Origin of the sequence: Streptomyces sp. BK022 (genome assembly GCF_004217355.1) — a bacterium.
Lineage (GTDB): Bacteria > Actinomycetota > Actinomycetes > Streptomycetales > Streptomycetaceae > Streptomyces > Streptomyces griseoluteus.
In genome coordinates this window covers 659732-677263 of the sequence record NZ_SHKU01000003.1, presented here as the reverse complement: position 1 = coordinate 677263, position 17532 = coordinate 659732, and the positions used below count along the sequence as shown (strand labels likewise).

The following is a 17532-nucleotide window of genomic DNA, read 5'->3' as shown; positions in this document are numbered from 1 at the left end:
CAGGGCGCCGGCCGCTGCGCGCGAGGGGCCGAGCCCGCACGGCGGCGGGATGCCGAGCCGGACGCCGCCCCGCCCGGCAGCGCCGTCCGCACCGGCCCGGCCGCCTGGACCCCGCTCCCCGGTGGTTGGTTACACTCTCCCGGCTGCAAGACGATCATGTTGACGGGGTGAATGCTTCCGATGACCGAAGCCAGCACGAGGCAGCCGCTGTCCGCGCCCGCGGATTCCGGGGTGCACCGGCCCGCGTCCCTCTCCGCCGAGGCGGACGGGCACGGGCGGCACCGGGGACCGGTCGCGGACCGGGACGGGGAGAGCGCCCCCAGCGGGCGCCATCGCCGCCCGGGCGGCGGGACCGCCGGGACGGCTGTCTGATCGATACGGCGAGGGGCGGGGCGCGGGCCACACGGCACGCACCCCGCCCCTTCGTCATGGCCGGCCGTGACATTTGTACTGCCGGAGTCCGTACGTACGCCTCTGCCCGCGGCCGCGTCCCGCTCCTACCGTCGTAGACATGACACAGACGCGGGGCATCGAACCGGCCGGATGCGGACAGAGGCGCTCATTTCCTACGCTGTACCGTCGCCCCGCCGAACGTGCGGGCGAGGCAGCGGTGGCGAACACGGGGAAAACGGACATGTCATGGTGGGCACGGGGCCGACGCGGGCTGCGCGCGGCGGCTGCGGCACGGCGGCAGTGGAAGGCGGACATGGCGCGGGCCAAGGCCACCCAGAAGGCCGCGGGCACGAAGTGCGGGAATCCCGTACTGGGGCACGACCACGCGGGGCCCCCGCCGACCGGCTTCGCGCTGCTGCCCTGGCTGCTGATGGGCCTGGGCTCGTTCTCCAACCTGCTCCAGGGCAAGGCGGAGAACCCGTGGATCGGCGGCCTGGGCCTGCTGGTCTTCAACTCCCTCTACGTCTATGTCACCTTCCGCGCCTTCCACCGCGAGAAGCGGCAGTCCCTCTCCACCCGGCTGGCCCTGCTGGCCATGGGCCTGGTGACCACGGGCCTCGCGGTCGGCTACGGCGGCAACTGGCTGCTGTTCTTCCCGCTGCTCGGCCTCGCCACCGGCGCCACCCTGCGCGGCCGGCACCTCGGCAGGATCGGTCTGCTGCTGGCGGCGTACGCGGCGGTTCTCGCGGCCTTGCGCGAAGGCTGGCGGGAGGCGCCGAACATCGGATACGCGACCTTCCTGTCCTGCATGGTCACGGCGGCGATCCTGAGCCTGTCGGAGGCGGTACGGGAGCTGCGGGCCGCGCGGGAGGAACTCGCACGGCGGGCGGTGGAGAAGGAACGGCTGCGCTTCTCCCGCGATCTGCACGACCTGCTGGGCCACACCCTGTCGGTGATCGTGGTGAAGTCGGAGGCCGCGCGGCGGCTGGCCGGACGGGACCTGGACGCGGCGCTGGCCCAGATCGGGGACATCGAGTCGGTGGGCAGGCAGGCGCTGACCGAGATCCGGGAGGCGGTGACCGGCTACCGCGAGGGCAGCCTGTCCACCGAGCTGACCCGCGCCCGCTCGGCACTGGCGGCGGCGAGCGTGGAGCCGGTGGTACGGCAGTCGGGGGCGCCGCTGGCCCCGCAGACGGAGGCGCTGCTCGGCTGGGTGGTGCGCGAGGCGGTGACCAACGTGGTCCGGCACAGCCACGCCACCCGCTGCGAGATCACCGTGGAGAGCGCCGGGGAACGGGCCCGCCTCACCGTCACCGACAACGGCACCGGCACGGCCGGCCCGAGCACCGGCGGCACCGGCCTCACGGGCCTCACCGAGCGCCTGGCCGCGGCGGCCGGCTCCCTGACAGCGGGCCCGGCCCCCGCGGGCGGCTTCACGGTGACGGCAGAACTCCCGGCACCCCCGACAGAGCCACCCACCACCGCCCCGACACCGGCCGCGCTGAAGTCCTGACGCGACGCGACATCCCCCCACCGGGGCAGCCTCCCGGCCCGCCGTCGACCCCGGACGGCGGGCCGGGACGCCTGAGCGCGCCCACACCCCGAGGCAGCGAACCCCCGGCACCCCACGCCGAGCGACCGACTCCGGCGCCGGCCCCGCCGACTCCCCACGGCAGCCCCGCCCCCACCGGCCCCCTCGCCAAACCCCCTTGTCCACCGGACGCCCCTCGCTACCCTGGCGCGGTGAACGAGATCCGGCTTCTGCTGGCCGAGGACCAGGGGATGATGCGGGGCGCCCTGGCGCTGCTGTTGGGGATGGAGGACGACATCGAGGTGGTCGCCCAGGTCGCCGCGGGGGACGCGATCGTGGCGGCGGCCCTGGAGCACCGGCCGGACGTGGCGCTGTTGGACATCGAGTTGCCGGGGCTCAGCGGGCTGGACGCGGCCGCGCTGCTGCGGGAGCGGGTGCCGGGGTGCCGGGTGCTGATCCTGACCACGTTCGGGAGGCCGGGCTATCTGCGCCGGGCGATGGAGGCGGGGGCGGCCGGATTCCTGGTGAAGGACGGGCCGGTGGAGGAGCTGGCGCAGGCGGTGCGCCGGGTGCTGGCCGGGGAGACGGTGGTCGACCCCGTACTGGCGGCGGCCGCGCTCAGCGCCGGACCGAACCCGCTGACCGGCCGGGAGTGCGAGGTGCTGACCGCCTCCGTGGACGGCGCGACGGTCGCCGACATCGCCGCCCGGCTGCACCTCTCGGAGTCCACCGTCCGCAACTACCTCTCCTCGGCGATCGGCAAGACCGGCACCCGCAACCGCGCGGAGGCGGTGCGGGAGGCACGCCAGCGCGGCTGGTTGTAAAGCACTGACACCCGGTCAGAAACCCATCTCTCGGTCAAGGATTCATTAGCGTCCCGAAGCAACGGAATAGTTTCCCGCGCATACGAGGTTCACCGTGCACGTATTCACGCGGGAGGACCCATTTCCATGACCCACACCACGCCCGACCACGCCGGCAGGAGAGCGGGCGGGGCCGTAGTCCCGGTGCTCGCCTTCGCGGGCATCGTGGTCGCGGTGATGCAGACCCTGCTCGTGCCGGTCATCAAGGACCTGCCGCAACTGCTCGGCACCGCGCCGAGCAACGCGACCTGGGTCCTCACCTCCACCCTGCTCTCCGGCGCCGTCGCCACCCCGATCATGGGCCGCCTCGGCGACCTGTACGGCAAGCGCCGGATGCTGATCCTCAGTCTGTCCGTGATGGTGGTCGGCGCGCTGGTCAGCGCACTCACCAGTCAGCTGCTCCTGATGATCGCGGGCCGTACCCTCCAGGGCTTCGCCATGGGCGCGATCCCGCTGGGCATCGGCCTGATGCGCGACATGCTCCCGCGTGAACGGCTCGCTTCGGCGATGGCCCTGATGAGCTCCTCGATCGGCGTCGGCGGCGGTCTCGCGCTGCCCGCCGCCGCCCTGGTCGCCCAACACACCGACTGGCACGCCCTGTTCTACGGCGCCGCCGGCCTGGGCGTGCTCGCCATCGGCCTGACCCTGCTGGCCGTCCCCGAGTCCCCGGCCCGCGCCAAGGGCTCCTTCGACTACCCGGGCGCCGCCGGCCTCTCCGCCGGTCTGGTGCTGCTCCTGCTGCCCATCACCAAGGGCAGCGACTGGGGCTGGTCCTCCGGCACCACCCTCGGCCTCTTCGGCGCCGCGCTCGCCGTGCTGCTGCTGTGGGGCGTGTACGAGCTGCGCACAACGGCCCCGCTGGTCGACCTGCGCACCACCGCCCGCCGCGAGGTCCTGCTCACCAACCTCGCCTCGATCATGGTCGGCGTCAGCTTCTACGTCGTCTCGCTGGTCCTGCCCCAGCTGCTCCAGCTCCCCACCGCCACCGGCTACGGCCTCGGTCAGTCGATGGTGGTCGCCGGTCTGTGCGTGGCCCCGCTGGGCCTGACCATGATGTTCACCGCCCCGGTCTACGCCCGCCTCTCGGCCCGCTACGGCCCCCGGACGACCCTGATCATCGGCCTGCTGGTCATCGCGGCCGGCTACGCGGGCGGCCTCGGCCTGATGCACGCCGCCTGGCAGACGATCATCACCTCGATGGTCCTCGGCGCCGGCATCGGCCTGGCGTACTCCTCGCTGCCCGCGCTGATCGTGGGTGCGGTCCCGGCCTCCGAGACGGGTGCCGCCAACGGTCTCAACACCCTGATGCGCTCCATCGGCACCTCGGTCTCCAGCGCCGTCATCGGCATGGTGCTGGCCAACACCGCGCACGACCTGGGCGGCGGGGTCGCGGTGCCGACGATGCACGGCTTCCGGGTCTCCTTCCTGATCGCCACGGCCGCCGTGCTGGTGGGTCTGGCGCTCGCGGTGTTCCTGCCCCGCACCCCGCGCCCGGCCGCGCCCCACACCCAGTTGCGGGCCAGCAGCGAGGAGGACGCGGTGCTGGAGCGCGCGGAGGAGGTGCTGCGCGGTTTCCGGGGCCGGGTGCTGGACGCCTCCGGCGCCCCGGTGGCCCGCGCCAAGGTCACACTGATCGACCGCCGGGGCCGCCAGGCCGGCTCCACGCTCTCCGGCCATGACGGCGGCTACGCCCTCCCGGTGCCGTCCGAGGGCCCGTACGTGCTGGCCGCCCGCGCCGCCGGACACGGCCCGCTGGCCTCGGCGGCGACCCACGCCGGGGACGAGCGCCCGGTCGAGGTGGACCTGCCGCTGCCGGGCCGGACCGTCACGGCGTGACCCGCGCGACTCCCCCGCCACCGCACCCCCCGCCCGGCTCCGGGCGGGGGGTGCGGCAGCATGGGGCGCCGAGAAGGACGTACGTCGAGAGGAACCCCATGCCCGCGGTACAGAAGCCCGAGATCCTGGTCGCGTTCGAGGCCGCGAAGGGGTTCATGCCCGTGGACGAGGGGCTGGCGCTGTACGCGGCGGCGGTGGAGGCCGGACAGCTGGGGCTGCCCCTGCTGGAGGTCGGCACCTACTGCGGGCGCTCCACCCTCCTGCTCGCGGACGCCGCCCGCAGGGTCGGGGTCACCGCGCTCACCGTCGACCACCACCGGGGCAGCGAGGAGCAGCAGCCGGGCTGGGACTACCACGACCCGGAGACCGTCGACCCCGAGATCGGTCTGATGGACACCCTCCCCACCTTCCGCCGCACCCTGCACCGGGCGGGCCTGGAGGACCATGTGATCGCGCTGGTCGGCCGCTCCCCGCAGGTCGCCGCGGTCTGGAACTCCCCCGTGGCGCTGGTGTTCGTCGACGGCGGCCACACCGACGAGCACGCGAACGCCGACTACGAGGGCTGGGCACCGCACCTCGCGCCCGGCGGCCTGCTGGTCATCCACGACGTGTTCCCGGAGCCGGAGGACGAGTTCACCGGCCAGGCGCCCTACCGCGTGTACCTGCGGGCGCTGGCCTCGGGCGCCTTCACCGAGGTCTCCGCCACGGGCTCGCTGCGGGTGCTGCGGCGCACCGGGGACGGCATCTGACGACGCGTCAGGGATGCGCGGGCCGCGCCGGTCCTGTCCGTTAGGGTGGCTTGCGTGTCGTACGAAGGCCCGGAAGACGAAGCCCCCCAGCCGCGCTCCCGGCGCGCGCTGACCCTCACGTTCGCCGCGCTGGTGCCGGTCGCCCTGCTCGGCTGGCTCGGCTGGTCGGCACTCGGGGACGAGCCGGGCCGCCCGGCGACCGCCGCGAGCCCGTCGGCGTCCGCGGCGCCGGGCGGCACGAGCGGCCCCTCGCCGAGTGCGGGCTCGCTCGCCGGGAAGGTCGTCGTCATCGACCCCGGCCACAACACGGGCAACTTCCGGCACACCGCGGAGATCAGCGAGCAGGTCGACGTCGGCAACGGCAAGAAGGAGTGCGACACCACCGGTACCGCCACCGACGCCGGCTATCGGGAGGCCGAGTTCACCCTCGACGTCGCCCACCGGCTGCGGGCGCTGCTGGAGGAGCGGGGCGCCACGGTGAAGCTGACCCACGACGGCGACCGGAAGTGGGGGCCGTGCGTGGACGAGCGGGCCCGGATCGGCAACACCGCCCACGCGGACGCGGCGATCTCGCTGCACGCGGACGGCTCGGCCGAGGGCAACCACGGTTTCCATGTGATCATGCCGGGCTCGGTGCACGCGGGCGCCGCGGACACCCGGCCCATCGTCGCTCCTTCCGCGAAGCTGGGCGCGCGGGTCGCGGCCGGCTACCGCAGTACCACCGGTGAGCCCTTCTCCAACTACCTGGGCGACGGCACCGGGATGGTCACGCGCACGGACCTCGGCGGTCTCAATCTGTCAACGGTTCCGAAGGTGTTCATCGAGTGCGGGAACATGCGGGACACGTCCGACGCGGCCCTGCTGACCAGCGGTCCCTGGCGGCAGAAGGCCGCGCAGGGGATCTCTGAGGGAATCGTGAGTTTCCTGCACGAGTCGTGACCGCCGGGCGAAACCGTCCGCACAGCGGATCACGCGGACGGTACTGTCTACCGACGACGAGACGACCTACGAAGGACCTGATGAAGTGAATATCCGATCCCTCACCAGAGGCGACGGCGTGGTGATCGGAGCGGCGCTACTGCTGCTCATCGCGTCGTTCTTCGACAACTTTTCGTACGACGACCTTCCCGGCGACGTCGACATGCCGAACCTCTGGGAGAGCGGCCCGGTCCTGCTCAGCGTCGTCCTGGCAGGTCTGATCGCCGCCGGGCTCGTCGTCGCCGCCCGCGCGCTGCCGCAGCCCCGCAAGGTCGCCGGTCTCGAACTCGGCGCCTTCGGCGTGGCGTTCGCGGTGTTCGCCGCGTGGAGCGCGCTGGGCAATGTGATCGACCCGGTCGGCGGCCTGGACAACATCGCCGCCGGCTCCAAGTCGCCGAGCGCGGGCACCGGTCTGATCCTCGCGCTGGTGGCCACGCTGATCCTGGCGGGCGCCGCCGTCGCCACCCCGCTCGTCCCGGCCCTCCAGGCCCCGCTGATCCCGGCACCCAAGCCGGCCGCCCCGCAGCCCTACGGCGCGCAGCCGCCCCAGGGTTACGGCTACCCCGGTGCCCCGGCCGCGTCCTTCGGCGGCGGTCAGCCGCAGCAGGCGCAGGCGTTCGGCCAGGGGGCCGCCCCGCAGGGCGCTCCGGCGCCGCAGCAGCAGGCGCCCGCCGCGGACTTCTCGCCGTTCTGGTTCGCCGTGCCGGTGACCCGTCCGCTGTTCGCGGAGGACGGCTCGCCGAGCCCGGTCGCCGAACTGGCCCCGGGTACCTGGTACCTGGCGGTCGAGCAGCGCGGTGCCGCGCTGCTCGCGCAGACCCAGGACGGCCGTCGCGGCGTCCTGCAGGACACCTCGGGCATCCAGCGCGGCTGAGCCCCGAAAACCGTCGTACGCGGCCCCTCGCCCCTTCCGGGCGGGGGGCCGCGGCCGTGTCAGCCCTTGGAGAGGTCCGAGGAGGACGGCACCTGGTCCTTGACCGGCGCTCCCGCGCTCGCGCCCGCGCTCTTCACCTTGTCGATGGTGCCCTCGAACGCCCCCATCGCGTCCGTGTCACCCCCGCGCAGCTTGGACGGGAGGTTCTTCAGGCTCTCGATGCCGGCGGAGAGCGGGGCCAGCGCCTTGGTCAGGGCGGGGTCGCCCTGCGCGCTCTTCTGGGCGGCCTTGAGCCGGTTGTAGGCGAAGGCACCGGCGAGGCCGGCCTTGACGAGGGCCACCTTGCGGCCGTCGGCGCCCTTCTTGAAGGTGCCGGCCCGCCAGGGCTTCACGATCCACTGGTAGGTCGCCCCGGCCGCGAGGCCCGCGTTGGCGACGAACCGGGTCTTGGCGAACTTCTGGCGTTCGGCGGAGGTGCTGGGGCTCGGGGAGGCCGCGGCGGGGATCTTGGTGCTGGTCTTGTCGCCACTGCCGCAGGCGGCGGCACCGGCCAGCAGGGCGCAGCACAAGATGAGCGCCACCCAGGTGCGGCGCAGCGGAACGGGCACGCGGTCCTCCGGACGTGATTCCCCGAGCGGGTGTCTCTGGTCCGAAGCCTTGCCCGCCCTCCCGGCCGCCGCCAGCCGGGAGGCCCGTACGGGTCGTCAGGCCCGGTATTACTGGCCTGTGGCCGGTTTCAGGGGGCGTCGGGCGGCAATTCGAACACCATGTCTCGATACCACTCAGGCACCAACCAGGCAGGCCGTGTCATCGCCGTCGTAGCGGACGTGATGGCCTTCATCCTCGGCCTCTGGATCTTGATGTACCTGTTGGACGCGAACCGGGCCAACGCCCTGGTCGACTTCGTCCATGACACGGCGGCGTTCCTGGCGGGCTGGTCGCACGACCTGTTCACCTTCGACGAGGCGTGGGCCCGCGTCGTCGCCGGGTACGGCCTGGCCGCCGTGGTCTACCTGTTCATCGGCCACTTCATCGCGGGCCGGCTGCACCGCTGACGCGGAGGGACACCGGGAGGGGCCCCGCCTGCCGCTAGTCGCAGCAGTCGGGGTCCAGGCCGCGGGGCAGCAGGTCGCCGCCGAAGACGGCGCCGGTCGCGTCGTGGCCGCCGAGGGCGGCGACCGCGAGCAGCAGCGAGCCGGCGGTCCAACTGGTCAGTTCCCGCGGCCAGACGGCGTCGTCGTCGAAGACGTAGCCGGTCCAGTACAGGCCGGACTCGTCGTCGCGCAGGTGCTGGATGGACTGGAGTATCTCCAGCGCGCGGTCGGACTCCCCCATCGCCCAGAGCGCCAGGGCGAGTTCGCAGGACTCGCCACCGGTCACCCACGGGTTGGGCACGACGCAGCGCACGCCGAGGCCGGGCACCACGAAGCGGTCCCACCCGTCCTCGACGCGCTCCTTGGCCTCGGCGCCGCTGATGGCTCCGCCGAGGACCGGGTAGTACCAGTCCATCGAGTACTGGTTCTTGTCGAGGAACCGCTCGGGGTGCCTGCGGATCGCGTGCCGCAGCGCGCCCACCGCCAACTCCCAGTCGGGCTGCGGCTCTTCGCGCTGGTCGGCGATGGCGAGCGCGCAGCGCAGGGCGTGGTGGATGGACGAGCTGCCGGTGAGCAGGGCGTCTTCCGTGGGGGTGCCGTCCTCGGCGCGCCGCCAGCCGATCTGGCCGCCGGGCTGCTGGAGCCGGAGCACCCATTCGACGGCCGCGTACACGGTGGGCCACAACCGGTCCAGGAACGTGTCGTCCCCGGTGGACAGGTAGTGGTGCCAGACGCCGACGGCTATGTAGGCGACGAAGTTGGACTCGCGGGCGCGGTCGGTGACGTGGTCGTGGGCGCCGTCGGCGTAGGCGGCGTACCAGGAGCCGTCCTCGTTCTGGTGGTCGGCGAGCCAGCGGTAGGCGCGCTCGGCCGCCGCGTGCTCCCCGGCCGCGTCGAGGGCCATGGCGGCCTCGGTGTGGTCCCAGGGATCGAGGTGGTGGCCGCGGAACCAGGGGATCGCGCCGTCGGGCCGCTGCACCGCGAGGATGCCCCGGACGGTGTCGGCGGCCTGCTCGGCGGTGAGGACCCCGGTCAGCACGAGGTGGTCGGCCCTGGGTGTGGTCACGGGGCGTCCGTCCCGGCCTCGCCGAGGCGGGGCAGGTGCGGCTTGGTGGCGTAGGCGACGAAGCTCTTGCCGATCAGCGGGTTGAGCGCCTGCTCGGCCACGCGCGTGGCCAGCGGCTTCTTCATGATGTCCCAGACCAGCAGCTTGTGGTACGCCCGTACCGGCAGCGCCTTGTCGTTGTCGACGCCGAAGGCGCACTTGAGCCACCAGTAGGGCGAGTGCAGGGCGTGCGCGTGGTGGGTGCCGTACGGCTTGAGGCCGGCGCCGCGCATCTTGGCGAGGAGCTCCTCGGCCCGGTAGATGCGGATGTGGCCGCCCTCGACCTCGTGATAGGCGTCGGAGAGCGCCCAGCAGACCTTCTCGGGACCGTAGCGGGGCACGGTGACGGCTATCCGGCCGCCGGGCTTGAGCACGCGCACCATCTCGGCGAGGACGCCCTTGTCGTCGGGGATGTGCTCCATCACTTCGGAGATGATGACGACGTCGAAGGACTCGTCGGGGAAGGGCAGCGCGAGCGCGTCGCCCTCCATCGCGGTGGCGGTGGCGCCCTCGGGGGCCTCGCCGGCCTCCTTCATCGCCGCGAACCACTTGGCGACCTCGCGGATTTCCTCCGCGTTCTGGTCGAGGGCCACGACCTGGGCACCACGCCGGTAGCACTCGAAAGCGTGCCGGCCGGCCCCGCAGCCGAGGTCCAGGACACGGTCGCCTGGGGCGAGCGGGAACCGGGAGAAGTCGACGGTCAGCACGTGGCCCTGCTTTCGGAGGAGCTTTCGGAAGGTGCCGCGGCGCTCGCCGCGGCGGCGACGGGGCGGCCGGGGACGGCTGCGGGAAGAGGCGCGACGCGCGGGCGGGCCCGGTCGATCTCCTCGCGGTAGCGGGCCACGGTGCCCTCGGCCGCGCGGGCCCAGGTGAAGCGGGCGAGCACCCGCTCGCGGCCGGCCGCGCCGAGCCGGGCGCGCAGGTCCCGGTCGCCGAGCAGCCGGGTGAGGGCGGCGGCGAGCGCGCCCGCGTCGCCGGGGGGCACCGCCAGGCAGGTCTCGCCGTCGGTCCCGGCGACCTCGGGAATCGCGCCCCCGGTGGTGGCGACCAGCGGGGTGGCGGTGGCCATGGCCTCGGCGGCGGGCAGCGAGAACCCCTCGTACAGCGAGGGCACGCAGGCGACTTCGGCGGAGCGGATCAGGTCGACCAGCTCGGCGTCGGAGATGCCCTTGACGAACTCGACGGCGTCCTCCAGGCCGTACCGCTCGATCGCCTGGGCGACCGGGCCCTCCCCGGGGCGCTTGCCGACGACGACGAGGTGGGCGTGCGGCTGTTCGGCGCGCACCTTGGCGAGGGCCTCGACCAGGAACACCAGGCCCTTGAGGGGCACGTCGGCGCTGGAGGTGGTGACGATCCGGCCCGGCACCTCGGGCACGGCCGGGTCCGGCGCGAACAGGGTGGTGTCGGCGCCGATGTGGACGACGTGCACCCGGTCCCGGCGCACGCCGAGGTGGTCGACGATCTCCTGGCGGGAGCTGCCGGAGACGGTGAGCACGGAGGGCAGGCGGCGGGCGACGCGCTTCTGCATCCGGGTGAAGGCGTACCAGCGGCGTACCGAGAGGCGGCGCTTGAGGTCTTCGGCGGCGTCGAGTTCGAGCTGCCGGTCCACGGTGATGGGGTGGTGGATGGTGGTGACCAGGGGCGCGCCGAGGTCGCCGAGCAGGCCGTAGCCGAGCGTCTGGTTGTCGTGGACGACGTCGAACTCGCCCCTGCGGTCGCGCAGTCGGCGTCCGGCGCGCAGGGAGAAGGTGAGCGGCTCGGGAAAGCCGCCGGTCCACATCGTGGCGACCTCGAGCGCGTCGACCCAGTCCCGGTATTCGCCCCGCCCGGGGGTGCGGAAGGGGTCGGGCTGGCGGTAGAGGTCGAGGCTGGGCAGCTCGGTGAGGCTCAACCGGCCCGCGTAGTCGTCGTGTTCGTCGAGCACGGGATAGGGCTGGGAGCCGATGACCTCCACCTGGTGGCCCAGGCGGGCGAGTTCACGGGAGAGGTGGCGGACGTAGACGCCCTGGCCGCCGCAGAAGGGGTTGCCCTTGTAGGTGAGGAGCGCGATACGGAGCGGTCGCTCGCCGTCGGCCGCGGTGCCCGGGAGAGCCGCCTGACTGGCCTCAGCGGTCACTCTGGGCCCCCTTCTGCCTGCACGGTCCCGCGAGACTACGACGGGACGACAATCCGGAACAAGTTTCAGACTTGATCATCCAAGAGGCTCTGAATCTACCGGCAGGTAGGAGCGCTGTGAGCAGTGGATCAGGTGATTCACGCCACGACCGGCGGCTTTGCGGCCCCCGGTAAAGTGGCCGGGTCGTCATACACCCGTACGGGGGGAAGCCGGTGTGATTCCGGCGCTGACCCGCAACCGTCATCCGGCGCCCCCCTGGGCCCGGTCAGCCGGAACGCCCCGACGGGAGGTTGACCGGCTCACGTGCGGGGCGCTGTGTCCCGCACGGCACCGTCGAGGCATACGGGGCCGGGCCGCCGGGGTGGTTCCCGTGCGCGCGTCGGCCCCTCGCAGGAGAGGCAGTCGCCGACCATGAACGTCCGCCGCAGTGCCGCGGCTCTCGCCGCCATAGGCGTGCTGGCCGCAGCCGCGCCCGCCACGGCCGCCCCGTCCCCGAAGGTGACGGTCCCGGCCGGGCTGTTCGGCAAGGGCGACCCCACGTACGACGGCGTCTGGCGCCAGTCCCTCGCCCTGCTCGCGCAGCACACCGCCGGTGAGAAGCCCGCGGACCAGGCCGTCACGTGGCTGACCGGCCAGCAGTGCGCCGACGGCGGCTTCGCCTCCTTCCGCGCCGACACCGGCACCGCGTGCGGCGGCAAGGGCGCGCAGGCGGACACCAACAGCACGGCCGCCGCCGTCCAGGCGCTCGCCGCGCTCGGCGGGCACGACGACGTGACCGGCAAGGCCGTCACATGGCTGAAGGCCCAGCAGAACAAGGACGGCGGCTGGGGTTACTCCCCCGGCGGCCCGAGCGACGCCAACTCCACCTCCGTCGTGGTGGGCGCGCTGGCCGCCGCCGGTGAGAAGCCGGCCGAGCTGCGCGGCAAGGGCAGGACCCCGGACCAGGCACTGGCCTCGCTGGCCGTGCCCTGTGCCGAGAAGGGCGGCGGCGCGCTCGCCTTCCAGCCGGACAAGAAGGGCAGGCTGGAGGCCAACGCGGACGCCACGGCCGCCGGTGTGCTCGGCGCGCTCGGCAAGGGCTTCGTGGTGGCGCCCGGCAAGGCCCGCGACAAGGCCCCCGTCTGCGCCGCCGACGGCAAGGCCACCCCGGCCCGCCTGGCCGACAACGCCTCCGCCCATCTCATCGGCGCCGTCTCCAAGTCCGGCCACCTGATGTCCGCGATGCCCGGCGCGGAGAACCAGCCCGACTACGGCAACACCGCCGACACCGTGGTGGCGCTGGCCGCCGACGGCTGGACGAAGCAGGCCAGGGCCCCGTACGCCTGGCTGGAGAAGAACGCCGCGAAGTGGGCGGAGCAGAGCGGCCCGGCCGCCTACGCCCAGCTCGTCCTGAGCGCGCACGCGGTCGGCGCCGACCCGCACGACTTCGGCGGGACCGACCTGGTCCGTGCCCTGGACAAGCTGGGCCCGGCCCCGGCGAAGCAGGCCGCGGCGCCGGAGAAGAAGGCCACCGAGAAGTCCGGCAACAGCGTGTGGTGGATCATCGGCGTGGGTCTGGTCGCCGGTATCGGCGTCGGCTTCCTGTTCAGCGGCCGGAAGAAGAACCGCCCGTGACCTCGGTCCGCCGTGCCGCGGCCCTGCTGGTCGCGTCCCTCGTCGTCCTGGCCGCAGCCACCCCGGCCGAGGCCGCCGGATACCGGTACTGGTCGTTCTGGGACCGTTCCGGCGACCGGTGGACGTACGCCACCCAGGGCCCGGCCGCCGAGCGCCCCGACGACGGCTCGGTGCGGGGCTTCCGGTTCGCGGTCAGCGCGGACTCCTCGGACGCGGACCGGCCGCGCGGCGCGGCGGACTTCGGCTCGATCTGCGCGAGGACGCCCGCGAAGGCGGGCACCAAGCGGGTCGCCCTCGTTCTCGACTTCGGCACCGGGGCGGACGCTCCCTCCGGGGAGCGCCCGCCCGCCACGCGTACGGTGTGCGCCCGCGTCGCTCCGGACGCGAGCACCGCCGAGGCCCTGGCCGGGACGGCGGGGCCGCTCCGCTACGACAGCAACGCCCTGCTGTGCGCCATCGCCGGTTACCCGGCACGGGGCTGCGGGGAGCAGGTCGCGGCGGACGAGAAGCCGTCCCACGAGGCCGCCCCGAAGGACGACGGCCCCTCCCTCGGCCTGCCGCTCGGCATCGGCGTCGTCGCCGTGCTCGGCGGGGCCGCGTTCTGGCAGGCGCGGCGGCGCCGGAATGCCTGACACCGGCGTCCGCGCCGCCCGTACCACCGTGTCCGTCCGCGGCCGGGCGCGCTTCGAACTGCACCCGGGCGCCTGGTGGTCGTGGTCGCTCGGACTCGGCACCGCCGCCACCCGCACCACCAACCCGCTGCTGCTCGCCCTGCTGATGGCGGTGGCGGGTTACGTGGTGGCGGTGCACCGCTCCAGCGCGCCGTGGGCCCGCTCGTACACGGCGTTCGCCCGGCTGGCCGTCGCCGTGCTGCTGATCCGGCTGGCGTTCACGGCCGTGCTCGGCTCCCCGGTGCCGGGTACGCATGTGCTGTTCACCCTGCCCGAGATCCCGCTGCCCGGCTGGGCGCAGGGCATCCGGCTGGGCGGGCCGGTGTCGGCGGAGGCGCTGCTGTTCTCCGGCTACAACGGCCTGAAACTGGCGGCCCTCCTGGTCTGCGTCGGCGCCGCGAACGCCCTGGCCGCCCCGGCCAAGCTGCTCAAGTCGCTGCCGGGCGCGCTGTACGAGGCGGGGGTGGCGGTGGTGGTCGCGCTGACCTTCGCCCCGCACCTCATCGCCGACGTGCAGCGGCTGCGCGCCGCCCGCCGCCTCCGCGGGCGCCCGGACCGGGGGCTGCGGGGGCTCTTCCTGGTCGGACTGCCCGTGCTGGAGGGCGCGTTGGAGCGCTCGGTCGCGCTGGCCGCCGCGATGGACGCCCGCGGCTACGGCCGCACCGCCGAGGTCCCCGCGCCGGTGCGCCGCACGACGACGGCGCTCACCCTGGGCGGGCTGCTCGGGGTGTGCGCGGGCACGTACGGGCTGCTCACCGCCGAGGGCGGGGTGTACGGCATGCCGGTGCTGCTCGCCGGGGCGCTGGCCGCGCTCGCCGGGCTGCGCCTGGGCGGCCGGCGCTCGCCGCGCACCCGGTACCGGCCGGCGGCGTGGGGGGTGCGGGCCTGGCTGGTGGCGGGGTCGGGCGCGGCCGTCGCCGCGCTGCTCGCGCTGGCCTCCGTACGCGATCCGGGCGCGCTGCATCCCGGTGTCGTCCCGCTGGCCGCACCCGCGCTGCCGCTGTGGCCGGCCGCCGCCATCCTGCTGGGCCTGCTGCCCGTGCTCGTCGTACCCCAGGACCGCAAGGAGCCGTCGTGATCCGCTTCGAGGACGTCGCCGTCACCTACGACGGGGCGGCCGGACCGACCGTCCAGGGCGTGGACTTCGAGGTGCCCGAGGGTGAACTCGTGCTGCTCGTCGGCCCGTCGGGGGTGGGCAAGTCGACGATCCTGAACGCGGTCAGCGGGCTGGTCCCGCACTTCACCGGGGGCACCCTGCGCGGCCGGGTCACGGTGGCGGGGCGGGACACCCGCACCCACAAGCCGCGCGAACTGGCCGACGTGGTCGGCACGGTGGGCCAGGACCCGCTCGCGCACTTCGTCACGGACATCGTGGAGGACGAACTCGCCTACGGCATGGAGTCGTTGGGGCTGGCTCCGGAGGTGATGCGGCGCCGGGTGGAGGAGACGCTCGACCTGCTGGGCCTCGCCGGTCTGCGGGACCGCTCCATCGGCACCCTCTCCGGCGGGCAGCGCCAGCGGGTCGCCATCGGCTCGGTGCTCACCCCGCACCCCCGCGTACTGGTCCTGGACGAGCCGACCTCGGCGCTGGACCCGGCCGCGGCGGAGGAGGTCCTCGCGGTCCTGCAACGCCTGGTGCACGACCTGGGCACCACCGTGCTCATGGCGGAGCACCGGCTGGAGCGGGTCGTCCAGTACGCCGACCAGGTCGTGCTGCTGCCCGCCCCCGGCGCTCCCCCGGTCCTCGGCGCCCCGGCCGCCATGATGGCCGTCTCCCCGGTGATCCCGCCGGTGGTCGAGCTGGGCCGGCTGGCCGGCTGGAGCCCGCTGCCGCTGACCATCCGGGACGCGCGGCGCAGGGCGGGGCCGCTGCGGGAGAGCCTCGCCGGTCGTGAGCCGGAGGTCCACGGCCTCTCCCAGGCCGCCACCGTCCCGTCCCGCCGCCGTCTCCGGCGCGCCGTCCCCGCCGAGCCGGAGGTCGCCGAGGTCCGGGACCTCGCCGTACGGCGCGGCCGGGTCGACGCGCTGCGGGGCGTCGGCCTGACCGTCGGCCCCGGCGAGACCGTCGCCCTCATGGGCCGCAACGGGGCCGGGAAGTCCACGCTGCTCGGCTCGCTGGTCGGGCTCGTCGCCCCCACCTCCGGTTCCGTCCGGGTGGGCGGGGCCGCCCCGCACCGGCTGAAGCCCGCCGACCTGGTGCGCCGGGTCGGCCTGGTGCCGCAGGAGCCGCGCGATCTGCTGTACGCCGACACGGTGGGCGCCGAGTGCGTCGCCGCCGACAAGGACGCGGCCGCCGCACCCGGAACCTGCCGGGCCCTGGTGTCGGAGCTGCTGCCGGGCATCACCGACGACACCCACCCCCGCGACCTCTCCGAGGGCCAGCGCCTCGCCCTCGCGCTCGCCGTCGTCCTGACGGCGCGCCCCCCGCTGCTGCTGCTGGACGAGCCGACGCGCGGCCTGGACTACGCGGCCAAGGCCCGCCTGGTCACCGTGCTGCGCGGTCTCGCGGCCGAGGGGCACGCCCTGGTGCTGGCCACGCACGACGTGGAGCTGGCCGCCGAGATCGCGCACCGGGTGGTGCTGCTGGCGGACGGCGAGGTGATAGCGGACGGCGCCACGGCCGACATCGTGGTCTCCTCGCCCTCCTTCGCGCCCCAGGTCACCAAGATCCTGGCCCCGCAGCCCTGGCTGACGGTGTCCGAGGTACGGAAGGCGCTCGCATGACGTCCCCCGCCGTACGCGCCGTGCGGCTCGGTCCGCGTTCCGTCGCCGCGCTCGTGCTGGTCGGCGCGGTGGGGGTGGCCGCGTTCGGGTGGCCGTTCCTCGCGCCGCCGGACTCAAGGGTCGGCGCGCATGCCGAGGACGCGCCCTGGCTCTTCGCGGGGCTGCTGGTGCTGCTGGTCGCGGTGGTGGCGGCGACCATCTCGGAGTCGGGGCTCGGTCCCAAGGCCGTCGCCATGCTGGGGGTGCTCGCGGCGACCGGAGCGGCCCTGCGGCCGATCGGCGCGGGCACGGCGGGCATCGAGCCGATGTTCTTCCTGCTGGTGCTCAGCGGACGGGTGCTCGGGCCCGGCTTCGGGTTCGTACTCGGCTCGGTGACGATGTTCGCGTCCGCGCTGCTGACCGGCGGGGTCGGGCCGTGGATGCCGTTCCAGATGCTGGCGATGGGCTGGTTCACCATGGGCGCGGGCCTGCTGCCGGGCGCCGCCCGCCTGCGCGGCCGTGCCGAGCTGGTGATGCTCGCCTGCTACGGCTTTCTCGCGGCCTTCGCCTACGGCACGGTCATGAACCTGGCCGGCTGGCCGTTCATGGGCACCATGGCGTCGAACATCTCCTTCGACCCGCACGCGGCGGTCCCGGCCAACCTGGCCCGCTTCCTCGCCTACTGCCTGGCCACCTCCATGGGCTGGGACCTGGGCCGGGCCGTCTGCACGGTCGTCCTCACCCTGACCCTCGGCCCCGCCGTGCTGCGCGCCCTGCGCCGGGCCACCCGCCGGGCCGCATTCGAGACGCCGGTCGCCTTCGAGGCGCCCGGCGGGTGAGGCAGCCCATATGACCGAGGTCACCTACGACCTCGAATCGTAGACCTTTACGCCCCTTATGCACCTTCTTGCAACCCCCCTGACCTGGGCTTTGAGAGCCAGGTCACATAGGGCCGCATCCTCGGCGATCCGGCCACAACTAGTAAAAGGGGGTATTGCGGACGTT

General features: G+C 74.0%; 16 protein-coding genes and 1 riboswitch. Of the genes, 12 read left to right on the top strand and 4 right to left on the bottom strand.

The window, feature by feature from the left end:
- Window positions 1-634 precede the first annotated feature (634 nt).
- The 6 genes from EV284_RS14575 to EV284_RS14550 all read left to right on the top strand — a co-directional run bounded on the left by EV284_RS14575 (window position 635) and on the right by EV284_RS14550 (window position 7224).
- Window positions 635-1906: a histidine kinase gene (locus EV284_RS14575; protein ID WP_130334007.1), complete on the top strand. Its 1272-nt coding sequence runs from the start codon at window positions 635-637 to the stop codon at window positions 1904-1906.
- 230 nt (window positions 1907-2136) lie between these two features.
- Window positions 2137-2748 carry a response regulator transcription factor gene (locus tag EV284_RS14570; RefSeq protein ID WP_130334005.1) on the top strand — a complete coding sequence of 204 codons (612 nt, stop codon included), beginning with the start codon at window positions 2137-2139 and terminating at the stop codon, window positions 2746-2748.
- Window positions 2749-2874: 126 nt separating this feature from the next.
- Entirely contained in the window at window positions 2875-4623 is a 1749-nt protein-coding gene (locus EV284_RS14565) for an MFS transporter (protein ID WP_130334003.1), read from the top strand.
- A 98-nt stretch (window positions 4624-4721) separates the two neighbouring features.
- The gene (locus tag EV284_RS14560; RefSeq protein ID WP_130334001.1) at window positions 4722-5372 is read left to right on the top strand and encodes a class I SAM-dependent methyltransferase; all 651 of its coding nucleotides are present in this window, start codon (window positions 4722-4724) and stop codon (window positions 5370-5372) included.
- Window positions 5373-5426: 54 nt separating this feature from the next.
- On the top strand, window positions 5427-6311 hold the full coding sequence (locus tag EV284_RS14555) for an N-acetylmuramoyl-L-alanine amidase (RefSeq protein ID WP_130333999.1): 885 nt from the start codon (window positions 5427-5429) through the stop codon (window positions 6309-6311).
- An 85-nt stretch (window positions 6312-6396) separates the two neighbouring features.
- Window positions 6397-7224 carry a DUF5336 domain-containing protein gene (locus EV284_RS14550; protein ID WP_130333997.1) on the top strand — a complete coding sequence of 276 codons (828 nt, stop codon included), beginning with the start codon at window positions 6397-6399 and terminating at the stop codon, window positions 7222-7224.
- Window positions 7225-7283: 59 nt separating this feature from the next.
- Here EV284_RS14550 and EV284_RS14545 read toward each other — a convergent pair whose 3' ends face one another.
- Window positions 7284-7832, bottom strand: coding sequence for a hypothetical protein (locus EV284_RS14545; protein ID WP_130333995.1), 549 nt, complete (start codon window positions 7830-7832; stop codon window positions 7284-7286).
- A gap of 159 nt (window positions 7833-7991) precedes the next feature.
- On the opposite strand from EV284_RS14545, the gene EV284_RS14540 reads away from it, so the two are divergent.
- The gene (locus EV284_RS14540; RefSeq protein WP_130333993.1) at window positions 7992-8279 is read left to right on the top strand and encodes a hypothetical protein; all 288 of its coding nucleotides are present in this window, start codon (window positions 7992-7994) and stop codon (window positions 8277-8279) included.
- A gap of 34 nt (window positions 8280-8313) precedes the next feature.
- Here EV284_RS14540 and EV284_RS14535 read toward each other — a convergent pair whose 3' ends face one another.
- From EV284_RS14535 to EV284_RS14525, 3 genes are read right to left on the bottom strand one after another with little or no spacing between them, the layout of a single operon-like run.
- A complete protein-coding gene (locus tag EV284_RS14535; RefSeq protein ID WP_130333991.1) occupies window positions 8314-9384 on the bottom strand; it encodes a prenyltransferase/squalene oxidase repeat-containing protein in 1071 nt (356 codons plus the stop codon).
- A complete protein-coding gene (locus tag EV284_RS14530; protein ID WP_130333989.1) occupies window positions 9381-10130 on the bottom strand; it encodes a class I SAM-dependent methyltransferase in 750 nt (249 codons plus the stop codon). The genes EV284_RS14535 and EV284_RS14530 overlap by 4 nt, the downstream gene beginning before the upstream one ends.
- Window positions 10124-11539: a glycosyltransferase family 4 protein gene (locus tag EV284_RS14525; protein ID WP_130333987.1), complete on the bottom strand. Its 1416-nt coding sequence runs from the start codon at window positions 11537-11539 to the stop codon at window positions 10124-10126. The genes EV284_RS14530 and EV284_RS14525 overlap by 7 nt, the downstream gene beginning before the upstream one ends.
- Before the next feature lie 202 nt (window positions 11540-11741).
- A riboswitch (cobalamin riboswitch) is annotated at window positions 11742-11819 on the top strand.
- A gap of 131 nt (window positions 11820-11950) precedes the next feature.
- Here EV284_RS14525 and EV284_RS14520 point away from each other — a divergent pair.
- The 5 genes from EV284_RS14520 to EV284_RS14500 are packed head-to-tail and all read left to right on the top strand — an operon-like array spanning window position 11951 to window position 17366.
- Complete coding sequence (locus tag EV284_RS14520) at window positions 11951-13153, top strand: prenyltransferase/squalene oxidase repeat-containing protein (RefSeq protein ID WP_130333985.1); 1203 nt, start codon at window positions 11951-11953, stop codon at window positions 13151-13153.
- Window positions 13150-13785 (top strand): SCO2322 family protein, encoded by a 636-nt coding sequence (locus EV284_RS14515; protein WP_130333983.1) that lies wholly within the window; start codon window positions 13150-13152, stop codon window positions 13783-13785. Before EV284_RS14520 ends, EV284_RS14515 begins: the two co-directional genes overlap by 4 nt.
- Before the next feature lie 58 nt (window positions 13786-13843).
- Entirely contained in the window at window positions 13844-14902 is a 1059-nt protein-coding gene (locus tag EV284_RS14510; RefSeq protein WP_242625702.1) for a CbiQ family ECF transporter T component, read from the top strand.
- Window positions 14899-16548: an ABC transporter ATP-binding protein gene (locus tag EV284_RS14505; RefSeq protein WP_130333979.1), complete on the top strand. Its 1650-nt coding sequence runs from the start codon at window positions 14899-14901 to the stop codon at window positions 16546-16548. The genes EV284_RS14510 and EV284_RS14505 overlap by 4 nt, the downstream gene beginning before the upstream one ends.
- Entirely contained in the window at window positions 16545-17366 is an 822-nt protein-coding gene (locus tag EV284_RS14500; protein ID WP_130333977.1) for an ECF transporter S component, read from the top strand. The genes EV284_RS14505 and EV284_RS14500 overlap by 4 nt, the downstream gene beginning before the upstream one ends.
- The last annotated feature ends 166 nt before the right edge of the window (window positions 17367-17532 follow it).